The following is a 21,622-nucleotide window of genomic DNA, read 5'->3' as shown; positions in this document are numbered from 1 at the left end:
CGTCATGCCGCCTGCATCCGTTTGATTTTCCGGCCCCACGCCTCGGCAAAGCGCAAGACCATGTCTTCTGTCGTCTCGGGTCCCAGCGACACCCGCAACGCGCATCCCGCCTGGTCATCATCAAACCCCAGCGACTGCAGCACTTGGCTTGCCTTGACCTTGCCGCTGGAACAGGCCGATCCTGCGCTCACGGCAAAACCGGCAAGGTCCATCGCCATGACCTGTGTCTCACCCTTCCAGCCGGGCGTGATAAAACACGACGTATTGGGCAGCCTGCGCAGATCATTCCCTACAAAAATAGTCTGCGAAGACTGCTCTGCAATGGCCTTTTCTAGAATATTTCTAAGTTGCGCAACCCGGTCCCAGACACCATTTGCCAAATCTTTTTGTGCCGCTGCGGCAGCGGCCCCCATACCGGCGATTGCGATGACATTCTCGGTCCCGGACCTGCGCCCCATCTCCTGGCCGCCACCACGTATTTGTGCGGCAACCTCAGCGCCTTGCGGCACGATCAATGCGCCCACACCCTTTGGTCCGCCGAATTTGTGGGCCGACAGAAACACCATGTCGACCCCTGCCCACCCATAGGCAAAGGGCACGCGCCCGAACCCTTGGGTGATATCGCTGACAGCCAGTCCCTGCGGCAAATCCTGCAGCACTCCGGTTTCGGAATTGGCAAGCTGGACCGTCGCACGCGCAGGATCGTCACAGATCACCTGCCCGGCCGACAGGCTCAGCGTCGCGTCGCACCAGACGCGCACGGCCTCGTGCTCGATGCCCGCACAGCGCAAACCACGCCCGGCCAGCGACAGCGCCGCCGCCTCGGTTGATCCAGACACGAAAACGATGTCGGCGTTGGATGCACCCAGCGCATCGGCCAGTTGCCCCCGCGCGCGCTCGACCAGCCCTTTTGCCGCGCGCCCCTCGGCGTGGACAGACGACGGGTTGCCCGCCACATCCATCGCCGCGATCATCGCGTCGCGGGCCTCGGCCCGCAGCGGTGTCGTTGCGTTGTGATCCAGATAGCTGCGGGTCATGCGGTCCTTGGTATCATCTTGCCAAAAATACTCCGGGGTCCGGGGCAGCGCCCCGGTCCGGCGTTCAGGTCTCGTCGACCACTTCGAACAGCGCAGGCACGGCCGGACAGGGTGCCATCGCATTGCCGACCACATCCGACAGCCGGGTCTGGTGGAGGAACACATAGACATGTGCACTCAACCCCTCCCACAGACGATTGGTCAGCGATTGTGCGCGGCTGCCAGAGGTCGCACCGGACGCACCCGCGCCCTTGTGCATCGCACTGACCGTTTCATCGACGGCCCCCAGGATGTCGGCCACGCGGATTTCGGACGCGGGCCGCGCCAGACGGTAACCACCACCCGGCCCACGCACCGATTCAACCAATTCAGCCCGCCGCAGTTTCACGAACAACTGTTCGAGGTAGGGCAGCGAAATGTCCTGCCGCTTGGATATTTCGGTCAGGCTGGTCAGCCCGTCCCCCGGCTGCAAAGCGAGGTCCGCCAATGCGACCATGGCGTAGCGTCCCTTGGTGCTTAACTTCATTCCAACCCCTGACCGACCCGTTGGGTCGTAAATTCATTGACGAAAAGCCGTAGCCTGATTAGGTCACGTCAACCCGCGCGGCACCTCTGCTGCGCATTTAGAATTGTTCTAAGGTGGTGCCCGACGATCGTCAAGCGCCCCTCCCAAAGCAGGTAAGACCCAAATGCCCGAAGTCATTTTCCCCGGCCCCGAAGGTCGCCTCGAAGGTCGCTACCATCCGCAAAAAGACCGCGACGCGCCCATCGCCATCGTGCTGCATCCGCATCCGCAGTTCGGCGGCACGATGAACAACAAGGTTGTCTACAACCTGCACTACGCATTTTACCAGATGGGTTTTACCGTTTTGCGGTTCAATTTCCGTGGCGTCGGGCGCAGTCAAGGTGAATACGACCAGGGCATCGGAGAGTTGTCGGATGCCGCCTCGGCGCTGGATTACCTGCAATCCATGAACAGCAACGCGAAACATTGCTGGGTTGCAGGCTTCAGCTTTGGCGCATGGATCGGGATGCAATTGTTGATGCGCCGCCCCGAAATCACGGGCTTCATCAGCGTATCGCCCCCCGCCAACATGTATGATTTCAGCTTTCTCGCCCCCTGCCCGTCCTCGGGTTTGATCATCAACGGTGCAGCTGACCGCGTGGCCCCGCCCGCCGATACCGTGAACCTCGTGAACAAGCTGCACGAACAAAAGGGCATCACGGTCACCCACGAAGAGGTTCCCGGTGCGGGACATTTCTTTGAGGATCCGCATATGGATCCGATGATCGACAGCGTGAAAACCTATGTGCGTCGCCGCCTGACGGAGAACACGCGCTGATGGCATCCTACGTTGACGAAGTGGCCAACGAACTGGCCGCCAAGGCGCTCGAGGACGAGGCCCGCACGGGTGACGAAAAGATCGTGGACCAGATCTCGGAAATCCTCGGCACGTCTTCTCAGACCCTGCAGGAAAGCTACATGACATTCATCAGGGTGCGTCGCGCGGAAAAGCGTGCGCGGACCCTGCTGGCAAGCCGCGCGGACAAGGGGTCCGCGGACTGACGCCACAGCGAATGGATGGATGACAATGCGGCCGTTTTCGACATTTGCTGACAAACGGCCGCTGACCGCCGCGATCGTGGGCACGCTGTTCCTGACAGTGTTGTTTGCGTGGCCGCTGATCGTCTTTGGTGCTGTCGATGTGACGGACGGCACAGGTGAAATCACCTACGCCCCCGACCTGACCACCAGCCTTTTTCAGGCGATTTCGGCGTTGGTCGTTGTTCTTGTGGTTGCCCTGTTCGGCTGGACCCGCGCGACGGGGCTGATCGTTGCACCTGACTGGGCCGGTGTGCGCTTGTGGCTCTGGATCATGATCGTGCCGGCGTCGCTCTACTTCATGCTTGTGGCGGCTGTGATCGTCTATCCGCTGCCCGAACAGGTCGGCACGGCCATTCTGGCGGCAATCCTCTTTGCCCTGTTCATCGGGCTGAGCGAAGAACTGATGTTCCGCGGCTTGCTGATGAACGGTCTGCGGCACAGGCTGTCGCCGGGCTGGGCACTGATCCTCTGTTCGGTCCTGTTCGGGATCTATCATGGTGCCAATGCATTGTATGGACAGGACGTGGTCCAGACCGTCTTGCAAATCGTCTTTGCCACCGCCTTTGGCGCCCTGCTGGGTGCCATCACGCTGCAAGCCGTGAACCTGTGGCCCGCGATCATTCTGCACGCGCTCTGGAACCTCAACGTCTTTACCGCGGGCATGATCGACGCTGACGCGATTGACGGCACAACGGTTGCGGATGCAGGCGAACCGGCCGCACAGAATGCCGGTGCCCTGCTGCCGCTGGTCGCCGGTGTCTCGGTCCAATTTGTCGTTTTTTCCGTTCTCGCATGGGTGATCTACCGCCGATGGTTGCGGCGAATGATGCTGGACAGCGCGGCGCAACAAGCCTAAGGCGCGGTCTGACCCATTAGCCGGACGCAATTTATTATGATCTCGACCCTCGCCAAAGCCCTTGCAGACAAGGGCTATGATAGCCTGACCCCCGTACAGGAGGCCGTCACCGACGACGCGCTGACAGGTCAGGACCTGCTGGTGTCGGCACAAACCGGGTCCGGCAAGACGGTTGGATTCGGCCTTGCGATCGGTTCGACCATTCTGGCAGAGGACGGCACCTTTGGCCCCGCCGGGCGTCCGCTGGCGCTGATCGTGGCACCGACACGCGAACTTGCCATGCAGGTGAAACGCGAACTGACCTGGCTTTATGCGCCGACCGGTGCGGTATTGGCCTCTTGCGTGGGTGGCATGGATGTGCGCGACGAACGCCGCGCACTGGATCGCGGTGCGCATATCGTCGTGGCAACGCCAGGCCGTCTGCGCGACCACATCACCCGCGGCAATATCGACCTGTCCGACACCCGCGCCGTGGTGCTGGACGAGGCGGACGAGATGCTGGACCTGGGGTTCAAGGAAGATCTGGAATTCATCCTGGGCGAGGCGCCGCCCGATCGTCGCACGCTGATGTTCTCGGCCACCGTGCCGCCGATGATCGAACGGCTGGCCAAGGAATACCAGACCGACGCCAAGCGGATCGTCACCGCCAGCAAGGAAAAGCAGCATTCCGACATCGAATACCGCGCGCTGAGCGTCGCACAGCATGATGCCGACAACGCCATCATCAACCTGCTGCGCTATTACGAGGCACCCAATGCCATCGTGTTCTGCAACACGCGTGCGATGGTCACCCGACTGACCACGCGCCTGTCGAACCGCGGCTTTGCGGTTGTCGCCCTGTCCGGGGAATTGTCGCAGCAGGAACGCACACATGCGCTGCAAGCCATGCGCGACGGGCGTGCCCGCGTCTGCGTGGCAACCGACGTGGCCGCGCGCGGCATTGATTTGCCGAACCTCGAACTGGTGATCCACGCCGAACTGCCGACCAACGCTGAAATCCTGTTGCACCGCTCGGGTCGGACGGGACGTGCCGGGCGCAAGGGCGTCAGTGCGATGGTCGTGCCGCCCAAGATGTTCCGCCGTGCGCAGAACCTGCTGACATGGGGCAAGCTGAACGCCGATTGGGGCAAGGCCCCGACCGCAGACGAAATCCTGCAAAAGGACGAGGAACGCCTGCTGGCGGATGACATCTGGTCCGAAACATTCACCGATGGCGAAACGGCATTTGCCGCGCGCCTGCTGGAACAACATTCGCCAGAACAGATCGCTGCGGCCTATCTGCGTCTTTATCAGGGTCGCCAATCCGCGCCCGAAGACCTGTCAGAGGCCCCGACCCCCGGCGCACCACGCGACGACCGCCCCCCGCGCGAACGCAAGGAGGCATTCGGCCCGTCCAAGTGGTTCCGCGTTGACGTCGGCCGTGAACAAAAGGCAGAGGCACGCTGGCTCTTGCCGATGCTGTGCAAGGCCGGTGACATCACGAAAAAGGAAATTGGCGCCATCCGCATTCAGCCCGATGAAACCTTTGTCGAGATTTCCGAAGGTGCCGTCGCCGGTTTCCTGCGGTCGATCGGGTCGGATATGACGCTGGAAAATCAGGCGAAACTGTCTGCCGTGGACGGCGTGCCAAACATCGGCAGCCGTGGCCCACGCCCCAGCAAGCGCGACTACGACAGCCCACGCGATGATCGTCCCCCGTTTAAAAAGGACAAGCCGCGCGACGCCAAACCGCGCGATACAGCGCCGCCCCCGCCGTCCCGTCAGGACGATGTGGCCGCGATCGCGCCGCGCAAACCGCGATCAAAGCCGGAAAAGCGTGACTATGACGGCGCTGTCACTCCGGCAAAACCGCGCGCGAAACCCGTCTGGAAGGACAAGGGCGGCACCGGTGAAGCAGGTGCGAAGAAACCCTACGCAGGCAAGGGCGACGCAAAGCCCTACCAGGGAAAATCTGACGGCAAACCCTACAAGGGCAAGTCCGACGACAAGCCGTTTCGCGCAAAATCCGATGGCAAACCGGCCTATAAGGGCAAATCCGACGGCGCAGGCTTCAAGGGTAAGTCAGGCCCCGGCGGCCCCAAGCCCAAGGCCAGTGCATCGGATACGTCCAAGCGGTTCACGCCCCCCGGTGGTAAGCCTGCGGGCCCACGCAAGGGCGGCGCCAGCACGCTGAAACGCAGTGGACCGAAAAAGAAATAGGACCGAATCGACACAATCGGCCCGAAAACACCTGAATTCCGCCCTCAAACCCTGAAATTGCTTTGGGACGCTGTCCAGATCCCGCAGGCTGTGCCTGTGGGGGGGAACAGCGGCCGAAAGGGACTCCAATGGCTACGCATACAGACACCAACTCCACGACACCCAACGAAAAATCCGCACAATCCGGTCAGACACAGACCGCGGCACAACGGCAGGCCCCGTCGGGCACGTCCCAGCCGGTCACGTTCCGGTTTCAGGACTACGCCAGCATCTGAGATGTGACACGATCTGGAACCGATTGGGGGGCTCACGCATTGGTGAGGTGAACCAACGGAGACCAATCATGAAACTTCTCAAGATTTTGCTCGCAATCATTCTGCCCCCATTGGCCGTCCTGATCCAGGAAGGCTTTGGCAAGGCGTTCCTGATCAACGTGCTGCTGACGATCCTGGGCTATGTGCCCGGTCTGGTCCATGCGATCTGGCTGATGGCCCGCGCCGAACCGGTTGGCGCATGACCCGGACGCACACACAGCGGCTGGCGCGGCTGGAGAAACTGGCGCACAGCATGGACAGCGCGTTCCGGATCCCCGTGGTCGGGATGCGCGTCGGCTATGATGCGATCATCGGCCTTGTGCCGGGGATCGGTGATGCGCTGACCCTGATCCCCGCCCTGATCATTCTGGCCGAGGCCAAGCGTCTGGGCGCTGCCCCGCATGTCATGGGGCGCATGGGATTGAACACCGCACTGGATGTTCTGGTCGGATCGGTGCCTGTCATCGGCGACCTTTTCGACGCCAAGTTCAAGTCCAACCGCCGCAACGTCGCGATCCTGCGCGCACATCTGCATGAAAAAGGGGCCGTCCCCGAACGGAACAGCCCCCTTCAAACAGCCTGAACAGGGCAGACCATTGCGTCCGCCCTCTTTATTTAGCCAACCAGTTCGAGGCCGGAGAAGAAGAATGCGATCTCTTCTGCCGCTGCCTCGGGAGAGTCAGACCCATGGACCGAGTTTTCGCCGACGGATTCAGCAAACTCTGCACGAATGGTGCCTGCTGCGGCGTCTGCGGGGTTGGTTGCACCCATGACTTCGCGGTTCTTGGCGATTGCGCCTTCACCCTCGAGGACCTGCACCACAACCGGGCCGGACGCCATGAATTCGGTCAGTTCGCCAAAGAACGGACGCTCGGAATGAACAGCGTAGAACTTGCCGGCCTGCGCCTGCGTCAGGTGGATGCGCTTGGATGCGACGACGCGCAGACCAGCATCCTCGAACTTGGCAACGATCTTGCCAGTCAGGTTGCGCTTGGTGGCGTCGGGTTTGATGATGGACAGGGTGCGTTCAACAGCCATGTTTAGCCTCTTTCAGATGAAATGCATTTCTGGCGCGGCCCTACCATGCAGCCGCCCCGCTGAAAAGCGGGCAATCACATTTCCATGGCAGCCCCGATGTGCCATGCGATGGAAAACAACCAAAGGGAGAAAACCATGACCCTCATTGTCGATTTTTTGAATAGTATCCTGTGGGGCTATGTTCTGGTCTGGGGATTGCTGGGGGTCGGCGTGTTTTTCACGATCCGCCTTGGGTTTATCCAGTTTCGCCATTTTCCCGAATATTTCCGCGTCATCATCGGGTCGAACAACACCTCGCCCTCTGGCATCTCGCCGTTGCAGGCGCTGACAATTTCACTGGCCAGCCGCGTCGGGACGGGCAACCTCGCGGGTGTGGCCGTCGCGATCTATCTGGGCGGACCCGGTGCGATTTTCTGGATGTGGATGGTGGCACTGGTCGGCATGGCCACGGCCTATGCGGAATCGACGCTCGCCCAGCTTTACAAGGTGCGCAACGCCGATAGCCAATACCGTGGCGGCCCTGCGTTCTACATGGCCAACGGCGTCGGCAGCCGCGCGATGGGCTACGCGTTTTCGATCTGCCTGATCCTGTCCTTTGGCCTGATCTTCTCTGCCGTGCAGTCCAATTCGATTTCCGAATCGATGACCGCCGCCTTTGGTGTGCCGGGAATTGCCACCGGTGTGGCCCTCGCGGCCGTGGCCGGTATCGTGATCTTTGGCGGGATCCGGTCGATTGCAAAGGTCGCGGAACGCATCGTGCCTGCCATGGCGGGGATTTATATCCTCGTCGCAGTTTACGTGTTGGTCGCCAACATCACCGAGGTGCCGGCCATGTTCGCCCTGATCGTGAAATCGTCGTTCGGGTTCGAACAGGCGGCCGGCGGTTTCACCGGCGGAATCATGGCGGCCCTGATGAACGGCGTGAAACGTGGTCTGTTCAGCAACGAGGCCGGCATGGGCTCTGCGCCCAATATCGCGGCAACGGCCGTGCCGGACCCGCATCACCCGTCCAGTCAGGGACTGGTGCAAGGGCTGGGCGTGTTCATCGACACGCTGGTGATCTGTACCGCAACCGCACTGATGATCCTGTTGTCCGGCGTCGTCGACTATGGACCCGATGGGGCGCAAGGCATGGTGCTGACGCAAAACGCGCTGTCCGCGCACATCGGTGCCGCCGGACCCGCGTTCATCGCCATCGCCATCCTGTTCTTTGCCTTTACCTCGATCATCGGCAACTATTCCTATGCCGAAAACGCGATGGAGTTTCTGGGGCTTGGCGGGCGGATGCCGCTGTTGATCCTCAAGGTCGCGGCGATGGCAATGGTGATCTGGGGGGCCGTGCAGCCGGTATCCACGGTGTTCAACTTTGCCGATGCCAGCATGGCCGTGATGGCGACGATCAACCTTGTGGCCATCGTGATCCTGTCCGGCACCGTGCGCGCGCTGACCATCGATTATTTCAAGCAGCGCAAAGCGGGCAAGGAACCACTGTTCCGGTTTGCCGATCACCCCGATCTGGACAAGGGGATCGACCCTACGATCTGGAACCGCGACGTCGCCGCCGAACGCGAATGATGACCACTTTCACATGGGCGGGGCCTCTGCTATGCGCCGCCCATGCTGAAAATATCTGACATCACATACTCCGTCGAAGGCCGCACCCTGCTGGAGGGCGCGACCGTCACCATTCCCACGGGCCACAAGGTGGGATTGGTGGGGCGTAACGGCACCGGCAAGACCACGCTGTTCCGCATCATTCGCGGTGAAATGGTGCTGGATACCGGCACGATCGACATGCCGCGCGGCTGGAAGATCGGTGGCGTCAGCCAAGAGGTTCCCGGCAACGAGGTCAGCCTGATCGACACGGTGCTGCGCGCCGATACCGAACGGGAATCCCTGTTGGCCGAGGCGGAAACCGCCACTGACCCGACCCGCATCGCGGACATTCAGGTCCGTCTGACCGATATCGACGCATGGAGCGCCGAAGCCCGCGCCAGCACCATCCTCAAGGGGCTTGGGTTCACCGACGAAGAACAGCGTATGCCCTGTTCTGCATTCTCGGGTGGTTGGCGGATGCGCGTGGCGCTGGCCGCCGTGCTGTTTTCCGAACCTGACCTGCTGCTGCTGGACGAACCGACGAACTACCTCGACCTTGAGGGTGCGCTGTGGCTCGAGGCCTATATCGGCAAATACCCCCATACCGTGCTGATCGTCAGCCACGACCGCGAGTTGTTGAACCGGTCCGTGGGCGGGATTCTGCACCTCGAAAACAAGGGGCTGACCTACTACACTGGCCCATACGACCAATTCGCCCGCCAGCGCGCTGAAAAAATCGCGCTGCTGACCTCTGCTGCGAAAAAGCAGGATGCCAAGCGCGAACACCTGCAAGCCTTTGTCGACCGGTTCAAGGCCAAGGCATCCAAGGCGAAACAGGCGCAATCGCGCGTGAAGGCGCTGGAAAAGATGGAAACCATCCGCGTGCCTGCGGACGCGGCACGCACCGTGTTCACCTTTCCAGAGCCCGAGGAACTGTCGCCCCCCATCATCGCAACCGAAGGCGCTGCCGTCGGCTATGGCAACCAGATCATCCTGCACGACCTGAACCTGCGCATCGACCAGGACGACCGGATCGCCCTGCTGGGCCGCAACGGCGAGGGCAAATCGACCCTGTCCAAGATGCTGTCCGGCCGGCTGGAGGTCGCGCGCGGCAAGATGGTCAGTTCCAACAAGCTGCGCATCGGTTTCTTTGCCCAGCATCAGGTGGACGAGCTGCGGATTGAAGAAACGCCGCTGGACCACCTGTTCCGCGAACGCCCCGAAGAGGGTCAGGCAAAACTGCGTGCACGGCTGGCAGGCTTTGGTCTGGGCGCCGATCAGGCCGAAACCGCCGTGGGGCGTCTGTCAGGCGGGCAAAAGGCACGTCTGTCGCTGCTGTTGGCCACCCTGCCCGCGCCGCATCTGCTGATCCTTGACGAACCGACCAACCACCTCGACATCGAAAGCCGCGAGGCGCTGGTCGAGGCGCTGACCGCCTACACCGGTGCGGTCATCCTTGTCAGCCACGACATGCACCTGTTGTCGATGGTCGCCGACCGTCTGTGGCTGGTCAAAGGCGGGCACGTCAAACCCTATGACGACGACCTTGCCAGCTATCGCAAACTGCTGTTGACCCCGGACAAACCCGCCAAGGTCGAAAAGCCTGTCGCCCCCAAGGTGCGCAAACCCACACGCGACGAAATCCTCGCGCTGCGTGCAGAGGCGCGCAAGGCCGAGGAACGCGTGACGAAAATCAACGACATGCGCGACAAGCTGGCCAAGAAGCTGGCCGATCCGGCACTGTATGATGATACGCGCATTGGCGAACTTGCGACCTGGAACAAGAAATACGCCGAGGTCATGGACGGCCTGTCCCGCGCCGAGACGATGTGGATGCAGGCATTGGAAAAACTGGAAAAGGCCGAAAAGGCCTGAAACGAGACCTGCGAGGGTGAGACATGACTGATATTCCCACGCTCATCACGGCCTTTACCGCCATGTTCATCGTGATCGACCCGCTGGGACTGGCACCGCTGTTCGTGGCCATGACCCAAGGCATGACCCGTCGTCAGCGGCAGGCCATCGCGATCCGCGCCTGTCTGGTATCGATCGGCTTGCTGCTGATCTTTGCCTTTTCGGGCGAGGCCTTGCTGGATTTCATCGGCATTTCCATGCCTGCCTTCCGGATCGCTGGCGGCGTTCTTCTGTTTCTGACCGCGCTCGACATGTTGTTCGAACGCAGGCAGGCCCGCCGCGAGGACAATTCGTCAGACCATGTCGACCCTGATTCCGACCCGTCGATCTATCCCATCGCCATTCCATTGATCGCGGGCCCCGGCAGTATTGCGACGATCATTCTGTTGACCGGCCAGACCGACAGCGCACTCGGTTTTGGCGCAGTGCTGGGCATCATGGTGCTGGTAATCGGCATCGTCTTTGTGTTGTTCATGGCAGCAGGATTGCTGGAACGCCTGCTGGGCAAAACGGGTATCAACGTGGTGACCCGCCTGCTGGGGATGCTGCTGGCCGCCCTGGCCGTGCAGTTCATTCTGGACGGTCTGCGGGGTTTCGGTCTGGGCGGCTGAGCCCTATATCTGCGGTATGAGCACTGACCAGATCATGCAGGCGACCTTTCTCACCCTGATGGGTGGGGCGATCTTTGTCAGCTACCTCGTCAGTCAACGGGGCCGCATGGGCAAGGTGGCCCAACAGGCCAGCATCTGGGGCCTGATCTTTATCGGGGCAATCGGCGCGATCGGCCTATGGGGCGATATCAGCCGGGATGTGCTGCCTCGGCAATCGGTGACCAGCGGCGGTGACATCGTGCTGCCTCAACAGGCGGACGGGCATTATTACATCCGGCTGGGTGTGAACGACGTGCCCGTGGATTTCGTCATCGACACCGGCGCATCGCAGATCGTCCTGAGCCAGCAGGACGCACAGCGCATCGGTCTGGACCCTGACACATTGCGTTATCTGGGCAGTGCCAGCACCGCAAACGGCATCGTGCAAACCGCCCCCGTGACGCTGGACCGGGTCACGCTGGGCGATGTAACCGAAACCCGTGTCCCCGCCGTGGTCAATGGTGGTGACATGTTCGGGTCCCTGCTGGGCATGTCCTACCTCAGCCGATTTTCAAACATCCAGATTCGCGATGGCGAACTGGTCCTGACGCGATAGGATCTTTCCATGCGCCTGATCTTGCTGTTCACGCTGATGCTGGGCCTTGCGGCCTGCGCCCCGCAACCCGAATTGCCAGAGGATTTCGACGCGACCTTCGCGTTCTAACCCACTGAAATCAGACGGATCGCCCGGTCCTGTTCCATCAACCACAACAAAACGCGCGCCGCCTTGCCGCGCGGAGTTTCGAGGTCAGGATCGTCATGCAACAGCTTGCGTGCGTCTGACCGCGCCAGTTCCAGCAGCGCCGTCTGCCGTTCCAGATCGGCGATGCGAAATCGCGGCAGGCCCGATTGCGCGGTCCCGATCATGTCGCCCGCCCCCCGCATCGCAAGGTCCTCTTCGGCGATGACGAAACCGTCCTCAGTTTCACGCAGGATCGCGAGGCGCCGTTCGCCGGTTTTCGACAGCGGTGCCTGATACAGCAGCAAACAGGTCGAGGCCGCAGCCCCGCGCCCGACGCGCCCGCGCAGCTGATGCAACTGCGCCAGACCGAAACTTTCGGCGCGTTCGATCACCATGATCGATGCGTTGGGCACATCCACGCCGACCTCGATCACCGTGGTCGCAACCAGCACCTTGGTTTCGCCAGCGGCAAATCGCGCCATCGCCGCGTCCTTGTCCGCCGGTGGCATCTGACCATGCACCAGCCCCACAACGCCCTCACCCAGCGCGCTGCGCAATCGTTTGAACCGCTCTTCGGCGGCGGTCATGTCGCTGACCTCTGATTCCTCGACCAGTGGGCATACCCAATAGGCCTGACGCCCCTCTGCCACGGCGGTGCGCAGGCGGTCTACCACCTGGTCCATCCGCTCGGTCGAAACCAGCGCTGTCGTCACCGGTGTGCGTCCTGGCGGTTTTTCGTCCAGCACACTCAGGTCCATTTCACCGAATTGCGTCAGCGACAGTGATCGGGGGATCGGCGTCGCGGTCATCACAAGCACATCAACCGCCTGCCCCTTGGACCCAAGTTCCATCCGCTGGGTCACGCCAAACCGGTGCTGTTCGTCCACCACCGCAAGGCGCAGGTCGTGAAACTGCACGTCAGGCTGAAACACCGCATGGGTGCCCACAAGGATCTGGATATCGCCCGCTGCAAGGGCGGCAAGTTTTGCCTGCCGTTCGCGTCCCTTGTCGCGGCCGGTCAGGATTTCCAGCACGACACCGGCTTTTTCGGCCAGTGGCCGCAACCCCTGCAAATGCTGCCGGGCGAGGATTTCGGTCGGGGCCATCATGACACCCTGCCCGCCTGCCTCCACAGCGACAAGCAAGGCCATCAGGGCGACCAGCGTCTTGCCGGCACCCACATCACCTTGCAGCAGGCGATTCATCCGCTGCGGTGTGCCCAGGTCAGCGGCGATTTCTGCAATGGCACGGGTCTGCGCCCCCGTCGGGCGATAGGGCAAGGCGGCAAGGACACGCTTGCGCAACCTGCCATCTCCCGCGCTGACACGGCCCGGTTTCTGCCGCACCTGCGCCCGCGCCAGCGCGAGTGTAAGCTGGTGGGCAAACAGCTCATCATAGGCCAGACGCACGCGCGACACGGCCATATGCGACAGGTCTGTCGTTGCCTGCGGTGCATGGGCGGCCGTCAGGGCGCTGTGCCAATCCGGCCAGCCTTCTCGCTGTTTGAGTGATGGATCAATCCATTCCGCCAATTCGGGTGCCTTGGACAAGGCGTCACGCGTCGCCTTGAACATCAGCTTTTGCGTCACACCAGAGGTCAGCGGATAAACAGGTTCGAACGCGGGCAGTTCGTCCCCCTCATCAGGCAGGACGATGTGATCGGGATGGGTCATCTGCGCGATCCCGTCGAATAATTCGACCTTGCCAGACACGATGCGCCGCTGTCCCGTCGGCAAGAGTTTTTGCAGATAATCACCGCGCGCGTGAAAATAGATCAGCGTGAAATCCACAGCCTCGTCACGGACCGCGATCCGGTAGGGGCGCCCCTTGGTGCTGGGGGGATAATGCTGGCCGACCATCACCTCAACCGTAGCGACAGCGGGCGGGACCACCTCTGCGATACTGGCACGCCGGTGGCGGTCGACACCTGACACCGGCAAGGTCATCAGCAGATCGCGCGGGGTCCGGACACCGATCTGTTCCAACGCCTTGGCTGATTTTGGCCCAATCCCCGCCAGGGTCGGCAGGGCCGCAAACAGCGGAAACAGGCTCTCTGGACGTTGGCTCATGCGTCGCCGATCAGCGCGAGCCAGGCGTCCTCGTCAATGGTCTGGACGCCCAGTTTGGCCGCCTTGTCCGCCTTTGATCCCGCACCCGGCCCCGCGATCAGGATGTCGGTCTTGGCACTGACCGATCCTGCAACCTTGGCCCCCAAGGCCTCGGCGCGGGCCTTGGCTTCGGCGCGGGTCATCTTTTCCAACGTGCCGGTAAAGACCACGGTCTTGCCCGCAACGGGGCTGCCCGAGGTTGCAGGCGCTGCAACGGGCACGATGTCGGTCAGTTCCGCAACAAGCCGCGCGATGGACGCTCTTTCCTTTTCTTGCTGAAATGTCGTGACAAGCGATACGGCAACAGAGGCACCGATGCCGTCGATCCCGACCAGATCGTCCCAGGCGGCACGGGCCTGTGTCTCTACATCAGTCCAGAGGGCATCACGTACGGGTTTGATCCGCGCCCGGCGATTTTCCGCGGTCGCAGCCTGCCGTTCCGCCTGTTCTGCGGCATCGGCTGCCAGATGTGCCTGGGCGGCTGGCCCGGCCTGATCCACCGCCTGCATCAGGGCATCCCATGTCAGGAAATGCCGCGCCAGATCGGCCGCTGCCACCTCCCCGACATGGCGGATACCCAGCGCAAAGATCAAGCGGTTCAAAGGGATCGCGCGTTTCGCATCAATGGCGTCAAAGAGGTTGTTCGCACTTGTCTTGCCAAAACCCTCGCGGTTTTCCAGCTTGGCCAGGTTTGCCGCATTGCGCGCACGCAAGGTAAAGATATCCGCAGGCTCGCGCACGGGCAGTATCTCATCGGCAAAGAAATATTCGACCTGTTTCGCCCCGAGCCCTTCGATGTCAAAGGCAGAGCGGCTGACGAAATGGCGCAGCTTTTCAATCGCTTGCGCGGGGCAAATCAGACCGCCCGTGCAGCGACGGACCGCGTCGCCGTCATCGCGCACCGCATCCGATCCGCATTCGGGGCATCGTGTCGGAAAGTCGTAGCGCGTCGCATCCTCCGGCCTGCGGGACAGATCGACACTGGACACCTTGGGAATGACGTCGCCCGCGCGGTAAACCTCGACCCAGTCGCCAACGCGAATATCTGTTCCACCGCGGATTTCGCTACCGTCCGCACTGCGCCCGGCGATGTAATCCTCGTTATGCAAGGTGGCGTTCGACACCACGACGCCACCGACCGTGACAGGTGTCAGCCGCGCAACCGGCGAAAGCGCACCGGTGCGGCCCACCTGGATGTCGATGGATTCAACCTGCGTCCAGGCCAGTTCGGCAGGAAACTTGTGCGCGATGGCCCACCGCGGCGTGGTGGATCGAAACCCCAGACGGCGCTGATAGTCGAGATCGTCAACCTTGTAGACGACGCCGTCGATATCATAGCCCAGGGCGGCACGGTCGGCGGCGATGCGGTCATAATGTGCCACCAGGTCATCGGGGGTTTCACAGGTCAGCGTCAGCGGATTGGTCGCAAAGCCCAGCTCAGCCAGCCGCGCGATCGCACCCGATTGGGTCTGCGCCAGCGGGGCCGACACCTCGCCCCAGGCGTAGGCGAAAAAATGCAACGGACGCGATCGGGTGATGTCGGGATCCAACTGGCGCAGCGATCCTGCCGCTGCATTGCGGGGATTGGCAAAGGGTTTCGCCCCGGCGGCCGTCTGGCGTTCATTGAGTGCTGCAAAATCCGCGTGGGTCATGTAGACCTCGCCACGCACCTCAAGCACGGCCGGCGCGCCGGTCAACCGGTGAGGTATCGACGAAATGGTCCTTGCGTTTTCGGTCACGTTTTCGCCGACCGCACCGTCACCGCGCGTGGCGGCCTGCACCAGATGACCATCCTCGTATCGGACGGACAGTGACAGACCGTCGATCTTGGGTTCGGCGGTATAGCGTAGTGCTGCATCCCCACCAAGGTTGAGATATCGCCGGATGCCTGCGTCAAAATCGGTCACATCTTCGGTCGCAAAGGCATTGCCCAGCGACATCATCCGGACCGCATGGGTGACCTTGCCGAATCCATCGGCCACGGTGGCACCAACAGCCTCGCTGGGGCTGTCAGCGCGTTTGAGGTCCGGAAAAGCGCCCTCGATTTCCGCATTGCGACGCTTGAGTGCGTCATAGGTGGCATCGTCGATCGCAGGTGCATCATCGCGGTGATAGGCCAGATTGGCCTGCGCAAGTGTCCGGGCCAGCTCCGCCAGTTCGCGCGCCGCATCGTCCGCGGTCAGGTCGCCGACCGGAACCGCCGTGATCGGATTGGCCATCCCGGCCGTATCGCGCTGTCCCATCGGACCCCCTGTCAAACTGGTTGCCCGTCGTTGCGGACCTTGCCGTGAACCTAGGGGCCGCAGTGCATGGCGTCCAGATTTGACGCGCCTGTTCAGGGTATTTCCGGGCCGTCCCGACTGCAGTCATCATGCGCCGGGACAGAACCCGACATCAGGCGCCGACCGCCACCGCCGCATGATCCTGGCGCACCTCCGGATCGCGCAGGACATATCCGCGCCCCCAGACGGTTTCGATGAAATTATCACCGCCGGTCGCCTCGCTCAGCTTCTTGCGCAGCTTGCAGATGAACACGTCGATGATCTTGAGTTCCGGCTCATCCATGCCGCCATACAGATGATTGAGGAACATCTCCTTGGTCAGGGTCGTCCCTTTGCGCAGCGACAGCAATTCCATCATCTGATATTCCTTACCGGTCAGATGGACCGTCTTGCCATCGACATCGACTGTCTTGCCGTCCAGGTTGACCGCAATCGAACCGGTCTTGATGATGGATTGGGCGTGCCCCTTGGACCGCCGAATGATCGCATGAATCCGTGCGACCAGTTCCTCGCGGTGGAAGGGTTTGGTCAGGTAATCGTCAGCACCAAAACCGAATCCCTTGAGCTTGCTGTCGGTGTCATCATCGCCTGACAGGATCAGGATGGGGGTATCGATGCGGGCCAGGCGCAATTGGCGCAACACATCGTAGCCGGTCATGTCGGGCAGGTTCAGGTCCAGCAGCACAAGGTCATAGTCATAGAGTTTTGCCAGATCGATCCCCTCCTCGCCCAGATCGGTCGCGTAGACATTCAGATTGGCATGGCTCAGCATCAGTTCGATGCTCTTGGACGTGGTGGGGTCGTCTTCAATCAGTAGGACTCGCATACGGTTCTCCGTTCATCTGTGCACCAGCAACCTGCCCCGGAATCGTTAACGAGCGATTAGCGTATCCTTAAAAGTGTGCATCACGCACGTCATGGTTGTCTATATTTTTGCAAGGCGGTGGTTTTCAGGGCGTCCTTGCCATGGATGGTCAGCGCGTTTTCCCATTCCGTGAATTCCTCGTCCGACAGGTCATACATGGTCAGCGCATCGTCGCGCGTCAGCAGCCCGTAGGTCACGGCCGACACGACCTTGGCCTTGCGTGACGCGACCCAGCGACGCGTGCGTGCAGGTGGCAGATCGGCCCGGGTCAGAATGGAACCGTCAGGCAATGTCACGGACCGCGGGCCGTTGATTTTGCGTAGATACATCGCGTTGTCCTTTTGTTGATCGCGCAGAGACTGGGCGAAAACATTTAAAGACTGGTAAGCCAGCGCAAGCGGGTGTAGGGCCAAGGCCCTATTGACAACCCTTGTCCATACAGGTGGTGCGACATGCCTCTCGATCAGACGCTCAACAGCCTCGGTTTTGCAAAGCCGCCCGCACAGACCCGCGTGGTCGTCGCGATGTCGGGTGGCGTGGACAGTTCCGTCGTGGCAGCACAATTGGCCGAAGAAGGCTACGACGTGGTCGGCGTTACGCTGCAACTTTATGATCACGGCGCGGCCTTGGCGAAAAAAGGGGCCTGTTGCGCGGGCCGTGACATCCATGATGCGCGCCGCGTTGCCGAAGAAATGGGGTTCCCCCATTACGTTCTGGATTACGAAAACACCTTTCGCGAGGCGGTGATGGATGAATTCGCCGACAGCTATCTGGCTGGTGCGACCCCTGTCCCCTGCATTCGGTGCAATGAACGGGTGAAATTCAAGGACCTGCTGGAAACAGCCCGTGATCTGGACGCCGATTGCATGGCGACCGGCCACTATATCCAGCGCAAGATGGGTGCGCAGGGTGCGGAACTGCATTGCGCGGCGGATGCGGCCAAGGATCAAAGCTATTTCCTGTTTTCCACCACCCCCGAACAGCTGGACTATCTGCGGTTCCCCTTGGGGCATCTGAAATCCAAGGAAGAAACCCGCGCTTTGGCCGCGAAATACGGGCTGAGCGTGGCGGACAAACCCGACAGTCAGGACATCTGTTTCGTCCCCAACGGCAACTATGCTGCCGTGATCGAAAAACTGCGCCCCGGTGCGGCTGAACCGGGTGATATCGTCGACACGGACGGCCGCGTGCTGGGCCAGCATAACGGCGTGATCCACTATACGATCGGCCAGCGCCGTGGGCTTGGCATCGGTGGTCTGGCTGACCCGTTGTATGTGGTGAAACTGGATGTCGCGGCCCGGCAGGTGATCGTCGGCCCCAAGGACCTGCTGGCCACCCGCAAGGTGCCGCTGCGTGAAATCAACTGGCTGGGTGACGGCGGTTTTCTGGCCGGTGGCACGCGCCAGATCGCGGTGAAATGCCGGTCCACCAAGCCGCCGACCGACGCAATCCTGCGCCCGATTTCCGATACAGAGGCGGAAATCGAACTGCTGGTCGCCGAAGAAGGCATCAGCCCAGGCCAGGCCTGCGTGTTCTATGACCCCGACAGCACCCGCGTGCTGGGCGGCGGCTGGATCTGGCGGGGCTACTGACGCCCCGATCAGGTCTGGCATCCGCGGCTTGCGTGAAATATGCCAAGGTCATGATTTACAAAACCGCATCCGACTGGCTGAACGCCCCGCAGAAACGTGTCCTGTTTTTCGGGATGTCCGGGCTTGGTAAAACCTATCTGTCCTCCATGCTGCGTGCGACGGGTGACTGGTTTCACTATTCCATCGATTACCGCATCGGCACACGCTACATGGGCGAGCTGATCGCGGACAATGCCAAGCGCGAGGCGATGAAAGTGCCGTTTCTGCGCGACCTCTTGCGGTCGGACAGCATCTACATCGGGTCGAACATCTCGTTCAACGATCTCAAGCCGATGTCGTCCTATCTGGGCAAACCCGGTGATCCTGACCGTGGCGGCCTGCCCTGGGACGAATACACCCGGCGTCAGGATCAGTTCCAGCTGGCCGAGGTCGCGGCCCTGATGGACACGGGCCATTTCATCGACCGGTCACACGACCTGTACCAATACCCCCATTTCGTCTGCGACACCGGCGGGTCGATCTGTGAATGGGTTGATGCGCATAATCCCCGCGATCCGATCATGACCGCCCTGTCGGCACGCACGCTGATGGTCTGGATCGAAGGGTCGGACGAACATATCGACGAACTGGTGCGCCGGTTTGATCGTGAACCCAAACCGATGTCCTATGACCCGGTCTTCTTGCTGGACACCTGGAACGCATACCTGAGCGAATTTGATGTGGCGCCGGACAAGGTTGATCCCGATACGTTCATCCGCTGGGCCTTTGCCAAGGCGCTGAATCATCGCCAGCCACGCTATCGCGCGATGGCCGACAACTGGGGCCTGACGGTTGGCATGTCGGACGTGATGCAGGTGCATGACGCGGCCAGCTTTGACGCGATGATTGCCACAGCCCTTGAGGCGCGCGGCTGACGCGCCTATCTGTGCCGCCTTCACCGGGGAATAGACCATGCCGATCAAACTGCCATCCAATCTGCCCGCCTACAGCGTTCTGAATGCAGAAGGCGTGATGGTGCTGGCCGATGACGCCGCAGACCGTCAGGACATTCGCCCGCTACGCATCGCGCTGCTGAACCTGATGCCGAAAAAGATCGCGACCGAAAACCAGTTTGCCCGGCTGATCGGGGCAACTCCCTTGCAGATCGAACTGTCACTGATCCGCATGTCGGAACATCAGACAAAAAACACCGCCGCGGATCACATGGAAACCTTTTACCGTCCATTTTCCGAAGTCGCGGCCAGCGGCGAGAAATTCGACGGTCTGATCATCACTGGCGCCCCGATCGAACATCTGGATTTCACCGATGTCACCTATTGGTCCGAATTGCAGCAGGTGTTCGACTGGACCCAGACGCATGTGCATTCGACATTCGGCGTCTGCTGGGGTGGCATGGCGATGATCAACCACTTTCACGGCGTGCCCAAACACCTGCTGGACACCAAGATGTTCGGCTGTTTCCGCCATACCGTCACCGATCCGGCCTCGCCCTATCTGCGCGGATTCTCGGACGATTGCGTGATGCCGGTCAGCCGCTGGACCGAAATGCGGCAGGCCGACGTGGACGCGGCGAACGGGTTGCGCACGCTGATCACCAGCCCCCATGCCGGTCCCGCGCTGGTCGAGGACCCGGCCCATCGCGCGCTCTATGTGTTCAACCATTTCGAATACGACACAGACACGCTGAAACAGGAATACGACCGCGACGTGGCACAGGGCACCCCGATCAACGTGCCGGTGAACTACTATCCCGATGACGATCCGTTGAGGCCGCCGCAAAACAGGTGGCGGTCGCATGCGCACCTTCTATATGGCAACTGGATCAACCAGATTTACCAGACGACGGAATATGACCTGAATGCAATTGGCCGTTAAAGCACTGACGTGGGCGGCCCTTGCGGTCGGGTTTGGCAGCATCGTGACGGGATGCACATCGACCATGCGCACCGCCGCCGCAGAGCGCGACTATCCCCCCTTGGGTGAATTCGTCACGGTCGATGGTGGCGCGCGGGTGCATTACCTGCAGGCTGGCAGCGGACCCGATGTCGTCCTGATCCACGGGGCTGGCGGCAACCTGCGGGATTTCAAGTTCGACCTGTTCGACAAGCTGGCGCAAAACTACCGCGTGACGGCGTTTGACCGTCCGGGCCTGGGATACACCGACCGTTTTCCGGGTCTGCCCGACGGGGCGCTGGCCAGCGCCGGCGAAAGCCCGCTGCAACAGGCCATGATGCTGCGCCAGGCGGCGGGGCAACTGGGCATCAATGATCCGGTTGTCGTCGGCCACAGCTTTGGCGGGATCGTCGCCTATCAGTGGTCGCTGATGGGGCTGGACAGTGATGATCCGGTGAATGCCGCGGCGATGGTCAGCTTTGCCGGCGTCACGATGCCATGGCCCGGCGATCTGGGCCTGTACTACACGGTCAACGGGTCAGCACTTGGCGGTGCCGTGGTCGTGCCGCTGATTGCGGCCTTTGTGCCGAATGGGACGGTTGACGACGCGATCACCGCGACATTCGCGCCGAACCCAGCGCCCGAGGGCTATGGCGCATTCATCGGTGCCCCCCTGACGCTACGGGCGGACTCGTTCCGCGCAAATGCGCGACAGGTCAATACGCTGCGCCCCCATGTCGTCGAGATGGCGCAGCGCTATCCGGAACTGACGCTGCCGATCGAAATCCTGCACGGGCTCGAGGACACGACCGTCCCCATCGACATCCACGCCGAAGAGGTCATCAAGATCGTGCCGTCAGCCAATCTGACCCGCCTGCCCGGCGTCGGTCACATGCCGCATCACATCGACCCAGATGCAGCGATTGCCGCGATCGACCGGGCCGCCAGCCGCGCCGGATTGCGCTGACCCCCGACACCGGGCAATGTGGG

Annotated in this window: 23 protein-coding genes; 16 read left to right on the top strand and 7 right to left on the bottom strand. The window is 61.6% G+C overall.

Features of this window, described 5'->3' with window-relative positions:
- Positions 1 to 2: 2 nt before the first annotated feature.
- Together AN189_RS05235 and AN189_RS05230 are read right to left on the bottom strand one after the other, a co-directional pair.
- Positions 3 to 1,037 (bottom strand): cysteine desulfurase family protein, encoded by a 1,035-nt coding sequence (locus AN189_RS05235; RefSeq protein WP_056032032.1) that lies wholly within the window; start codon positions 1,035 to 1,037, stop codon positions 3 to 5.
- A gap of 64 nt (positions 1,038 to 1,101) precedes the next feature.
- Positions 1,102 to 1,563 (bottom strand): Rrf2 family transcriptional regulator, encoded by a 462-nt coding sequence (locus tag AN189_RS05230; RefSeq protein WP_056032029.1) that lies wholly within the window; start codon positions 1,561 to 1,563, stop codon positions 1,102 to 1,104.
- A 163-nt stretch (positions 1,564 to 1,726) separates the two neighbouring features.
- Here AN189_RS05230 and AN189_RS05225 point away from each other — a divergent pair, with 163 nt between their 5' ends.
- The 7 genes from AN189_RS05225 to AN189_RS05205 all read left to right on the top strand — a co-directional run bounded on the left by AN189_RS05225 (position 1,727) and on the right by AN189_RS05205 (position 6,595).
- On the top strand, positions 1,727 to 2,380 hold the full coding sequence (locus tag AN189_RS05225) for an alpha/beta hydrolase (RefSeq protein ID WP_056032026.1): 654 nt from the start codon (positions 1,727 to 1,729) through the stop codon (positions 2,378 to 2,380).
- Complete coding sequence (locus tag AN189_RS05220) at positions 2,380 to 2,604, top strand: hypothetical protein (protein ID WP_056032023.1); 225 nt, start codon at positions 2,380 to 2,382, stop codon at positions 2,602 to 2,604. The genes AN189_RS05225 and AN189_RS05220 overlap by 1 nt, the downstream gene beginning before the upstream one ends.
- 25 nt (positions 2,605 to 2,629) lie before the next feature.
- Positions 2,630 to 3,499 (top strand): CPBP family intramembrane glutamic endopeptidase, encoded by an 870-nt coding sequence (locus tag AN189_RS05215; protein WP_056032020.1) that lies wholly within the window; start codon positions 2,630 to 2,632, stop codon positions 3,497 to 3,499.
- 36 nt (positions 3,500 to 3,535) lie between these two features.
- Entirely contained in the window at positions 3,536 to 5,698 is a 2,163-nt protein-coding gene (locus AN189_RS05210; protein WP_056032017.1) for a DEAD/DEAH box helicase, read from the top strand.
- A gap of 128 nt (positions 5,699 to 5,826) precedes the next feature.
- Complete coding sequence (locus AN189_RS19100) at positions 5,827 to 5,973, top strand: hypothetical protein (protein ID WP_157057381.1); 147 nt, start codon at positions 5,827 to 5,829, stop codon at positions 5,971 to 5,973.
- 68 nt (positions 5,974 to 6,041) lie between these two features.
- Positions 6,042 to 6,215 carry a YqaE/Pmp3 family membrane protein gene (locus tag AN189_RS18715; RefSeq protein WP_083484250.1) on the top strand — a complete coding sequence of 58 codons (174 nt, stop codon included), beginning with the start codon at positions 6,042 to 6,044 and terminating at the stop codon, positions 6,213 to 6,215.
- The gene (locus AN189_RS05205; RefSeq protein ID WP_056032014.1) at positions 6,212 to 6,595 is read left to right on the top strand and encodes a DUF4112 domain-containing protein; all 384 of its coding nucleotides are present in this window, start codon (positions 6,212 to 6,214) and stop codon (positions 6,593 to 6,595) included. Before AN189_RS18715 ends, AN189_RS05205 begins: the two co-directional genes overlap by 4 nt.
- Positions 6,596 to 6,627: 32 nt before the next feature.
- Here the strand turns inward: AN189_RS05205 and ndk are convergent, their stop codons facing one another.
- Entirely contained in the window at positions 6,628 to 7,050 is a 423-nt protein-coding gene (gene ndk, locus AN189_RS05200; RefSeq protein WP_056032011.1) for a nucleoside-diphosphate kinase, read from the bottom strand.
- Between the two features lie 135 nt (positions 7,051 to 7,185).
- On the opposite strand from ndk, the gene AN189_RS05195 reads away from it, so the two are divergent.
- The 5 genes from AN189_RS05195 to AN189_RS05175 are packed head-to-tail and all read left to right on the top strand — an operon-like array spanning position 7,186 to position 11,874.
- Positions 7,186 to 8,625, top strand: coding sequence for a sodium:alanine symporter family protein (locus tag AN189_RS05195; protein WP_056032207.1), 1,440 nt, complete (start codon positions 7,186 to 7,188; stop codon positions 8,623 to 8,625).
- Between the two features lie 42 nt (positions 8,626 to 8,667).
- A complete protein-coding gene (locus AN189_RS05190) occupies positions 8,668 to 10,521 on the top strand; it encodes an ABC-F family ATP-binding cassette domain-containing protein (RefSeq protein WP_056032008.1) in 1,854 nt (617 codons plus the stop codon).
- 23 nt (positions 10,522 to 10,544) lie between these two features.
- Complete coding sequence (locus AN189_RS05185) at positions 10,545 to 11,171, top strand: MarC family protein (protein ID WP_056032005.1); 627 nt, start codon at positions 10,545 to 10,547, stop codon at positions 11,169 to 11,171.
- 16 nt (positions 11,172 to 11,187) lie between these two features.
- A complete protein-coding gene (locus AN189_RS05180) occupies positions 11,188 to 11,766 on the top strand; it encodes a TIGR02281 family clan AA aspartic protease (RefSeq protein WP_056032002.1) in 579 nt (192 codons plus the stop codon).
- 9 nt (positions 11,767 to 11,775) lie between these two features.
- Entirely contained in the window at positions 11,776 to 11,874 is a 99-nt protein-coding gene (locus AN189_RS05175) for a hypothetical protein (RefSeq protein WP_056031999.1), read from the top strand.
- Here the strand turns inward: AN189_RS05175 and recG are convergent.
- From recG to AN189_RS05155, 4 genes are all read right to left on the bottom strand, one after another.
- Positions 11,871 to 13,961 (bottom strand): ATP-dependent DNA helicase RecG, encoded by a 2,091-nt coding sequence (gene recG, locus AN189_RS05170; protein ID WP_056031996.1) that lies wholly within the window; start codon positions 13,959 to 13,961, stop codon positions 11,871 to 11,873. The genes AN189_RS05175 and recG overlap by 4 nt on opposite strands.
- Complete coding sequence (gene ligA / locus AN189_RS05165) at positions 13,958 to 16,219, bottom strand: NAD-dependent DNA ligase LigA (protein ID WP_056032199.1); 2,262 nt, start codon at positions 16,217 to 16,219, stop codon at positions 13,958 to 13,960. Before ligA ends, recG begins: the two co-directional genes overlap by 4 nt.
- A gap of 175 nt (positions 16,220 to 16,394) precedes the next feature.
- Positions 16,395 to 17,108: a response regulator transcription factor CtrA gene (gene ctrA, locus AN189_RS05160; RefSeq protein WP_056031993.1), complete on the bottom strand. Its 714-nt coding sequence runs from the start codon at positions 17,106 to 17,108 to the stop codon at positions 16,395 to 16,397.
- Between the two features lie 89 nt (positions 17,109 to 17,197).
- Positions 17,198 to 17,476, bottom strand: a complete 279-nt coding sequence (locus tag AN189_RS05155; RefSeq protein ID WP_056031990.1) for a DUF1153 domain-containing protein — start codon at positions 17,474 to 17,476, stop codon at positions 17,198 to 17,200.
- Positions 17,477 to 17,599: 123 nt separating this feature from the next.
- Here AN189_RS05155 and mnmA point away from each other — a divergent pair, with 123 nt between their 5' ends.
- Genes mnmA through AN189_RS05135 form a run of 4 tightly spaced genes read left to right on the top strand, consistent with a single transcriptional unit; the run spans position 17,600 to position 21,599 of the window.
- Complete coding sequence (mnmA, locus tag AN189_RS05150) at positions 17,600 to 18,739, top strand: tRNA 2-thiouridine(34) synthase MnmA (RefSeq protein WP_056031986.1); 1,140 nt, start codon at positions 17,600 to 17,602, stop codon at positions 18,737 to 18,739.
- 50 nt (positions 18,740 to 18,789) lie between these two features.
- The gene (locus tag AN189_RS05145; protein WP_056032195.1) at positions 18,790 to 19,653 is read left to right on the top strand and encodes a hypothetical protein; all 864 of its coding nucleotides are present in this window, start codon (positions 18,790 to 18,792) and stop codon (positions 19,651 to 19,653) included.
- 37 nt (positions 19,654 to 19,690) lie between these two features.
- Positions 19,691 to 20,614, top strand: a complete 924-nt coding sequence (gene metA, locus AN189_RS05140; RefSeq protein WP_056031983.1) for a homoserine O-succinyltransferase — start codon at positions 19,691 to 19,693, stop codon at positions 20,612 to 20,614.
- Complete coding sequence (locus tag AN189_RS05135) at positions 20,598 to 21,599, top strand: alpha/beta fold hydrolase (RefSeq protein WP_056031980.1); 1,002 nt, start codon at positions 20,598 to 20,600, stop codon at positions 21,597 to 21,599. Before metA ends, AN189_RS05135 begins: the two co-directional genes overlap by 17 nt.
- Positions 21,600 to 21,622 lie beyond the last annotated feature (23 nt).

The organism is Loktanella sp. 3ANDIMAR09 (assembly GCF_001420005.1).
Lineage (GTDB): Bacteria > Pseudomonadota > Alphaproteobacteria > Rhodobacterales > Rhodobacteraceae > Loktanella.
The sequence above is the reverse complement of the archived record's forward strand: the minus strand, read 5'-3'. Positions and strand labels throughout refer to the sequence as shown.

Coding starts and splice junctions, on each gene's coding strand:
- AN189_RS05235 (WP_056032032.1), bottom strand. CDS start 1,037: ATGACCCGCAGCTATCTGGATCACAACGCAACGACACCGCTGCGGGCC.
- AN189_RS05230 (WP_056032029.1), bottom strand. CDS start 1,563: ATGAAGTTAAGCACCAAGGGACGCTACGCCATGGTCGCATTGGCGGAC.
- AN189_RS05225 (WP_056032026.1), top strand. CDS start 1,727: ATGCCCGAAGTCATTTTCCCCGGCCCCGAAGGTCGCCTCGAAGGTCGC.
- AN189_RS05220 (WP_056032023.1), top strand. CDS start 2,380: ATGGCATCCTACGTTGACGAAGTGGCCAACGAACTGGCCGCCAAGGCG.
- AN189_RS05215 (WP_056032020.1), top strand. CDS start 2,630: ATGCGGCCGTTTTCGACATTTGCTGACAAACGGCCGCTGACCGCCGCG.
- AN189_RS05210 (WP_056032017.1), top strand. CDS start 3,536: ATGATCTCGACCCTCGCCAAAGCCCTTGCAGACAAGGGCTATGATAGC.
- AN189_RS19100 (WP_157057381.1), top strand. CDS start 5,827: ATGGCTACGCATACAGACACCAACTCCACGACACCCAACGAAAAATCC.
- AN189_RS18715 (WP_083484250.1), top strand. CDS start 6,042: ATGAAACTTCTCAAGATTTTGCTCGCAATCATTCTGCCCCCATTGGCC.
- AN189_RS05205 (WP_056032014.1), top strand. CDS start 6,212: ATGACCCGGACGCACACACAGCGGCTGGCGCGGCTGGAGAAACTGGCG.
- ndk (WP_056032011.1), bottom strand. CDS start 7,050: ATGGCTGTTGAACGCACCCTGTCCATCATCAAACCCGACGCCACCAAG.
- AN189_RS05195 (WP_056032207.1), top strand. CDS start 7,186: ATGACCCTCATTGTCGATTTTTTGAATAGTATCCTGTGGGGCTATGTT.
- AN189_RS05190 (WP_056032008.1), top strand. CDS start 8,668: ATGCTGAAAATATCTGACATCACATACTCCGTCGAAGGCCGCACCCTG.
- AN189_RS05185 (WP_056032005.1), top strand. CDS start 10,545: ATGACTGATATTCCCACGCTCATCACGGCCTTTACCGCCATGTTCATC.
- AN189_RS05180 (WP_056032002.1), top strand. CDS start 11,188: ATGAGCACTGACCAGATCATGCAGGCGACCTTTCTCACCCTGATGGGT.
- AN189_RS05175 (WP_056031999.1), top strand. CDS start 11,776: ATGCGCCTGATCTTGCTGTTCACGCTGATGCTGGGCCTTGCGGCCTGC.
- recG (WP_056031996.1), bottom strand. CDS start 13,961: ATGAGCCAACGTCCAGAGAGCCTGTTTCCGCTGTTTGCGGCCCTGCCG.
- ligA (WP_056032199.1), bottom strand. CDS start 16,219: ATGGCCAATCCGATCACGGCGGTTCCGGTCGGCGACCTGACCGCGGAC.
- ctrA (WP_056031993.1), bottom strand. CDS start 17,108: ATGCGAGTCCTACTGATTGAAGACGACCCCACCACGTCCAAGAGCATC.
- AN189_RS05155 (WP_056031990.1), bottom strand. CDS start 17,476: ATGTATCTACGCAAAATCAACGGCCCGCGGTCCGTGACATTGCCTGAC.
- mnmA (WP_056031986.1), top strand. CDS start 17,600: ATGCCTCTCGATCAGACGCTCAACAGCCTCGGTTTTGCAAAGCCGCCC.
- AN189_RS05145 (WP_056032195.1), top strand. CDS start 18,790: ATGATTTACAAAACCGCATCCGACTGGCTGAACGCCCCGCAGAAACGT.
- metA (WP_056031983.1), top strand. CDS start 19,691: ATGCCGATCAAACTGCCATCCAATCTGCCCGCCTACAGCGTTCTGAAT.
- AN189_RS05135 (WP_056031980.1), top strand. CDS start 20,598: ATGCAATTGGCCGTTAAAGCACTGACGTGGGCGGCCCTTGCGGTCGGG.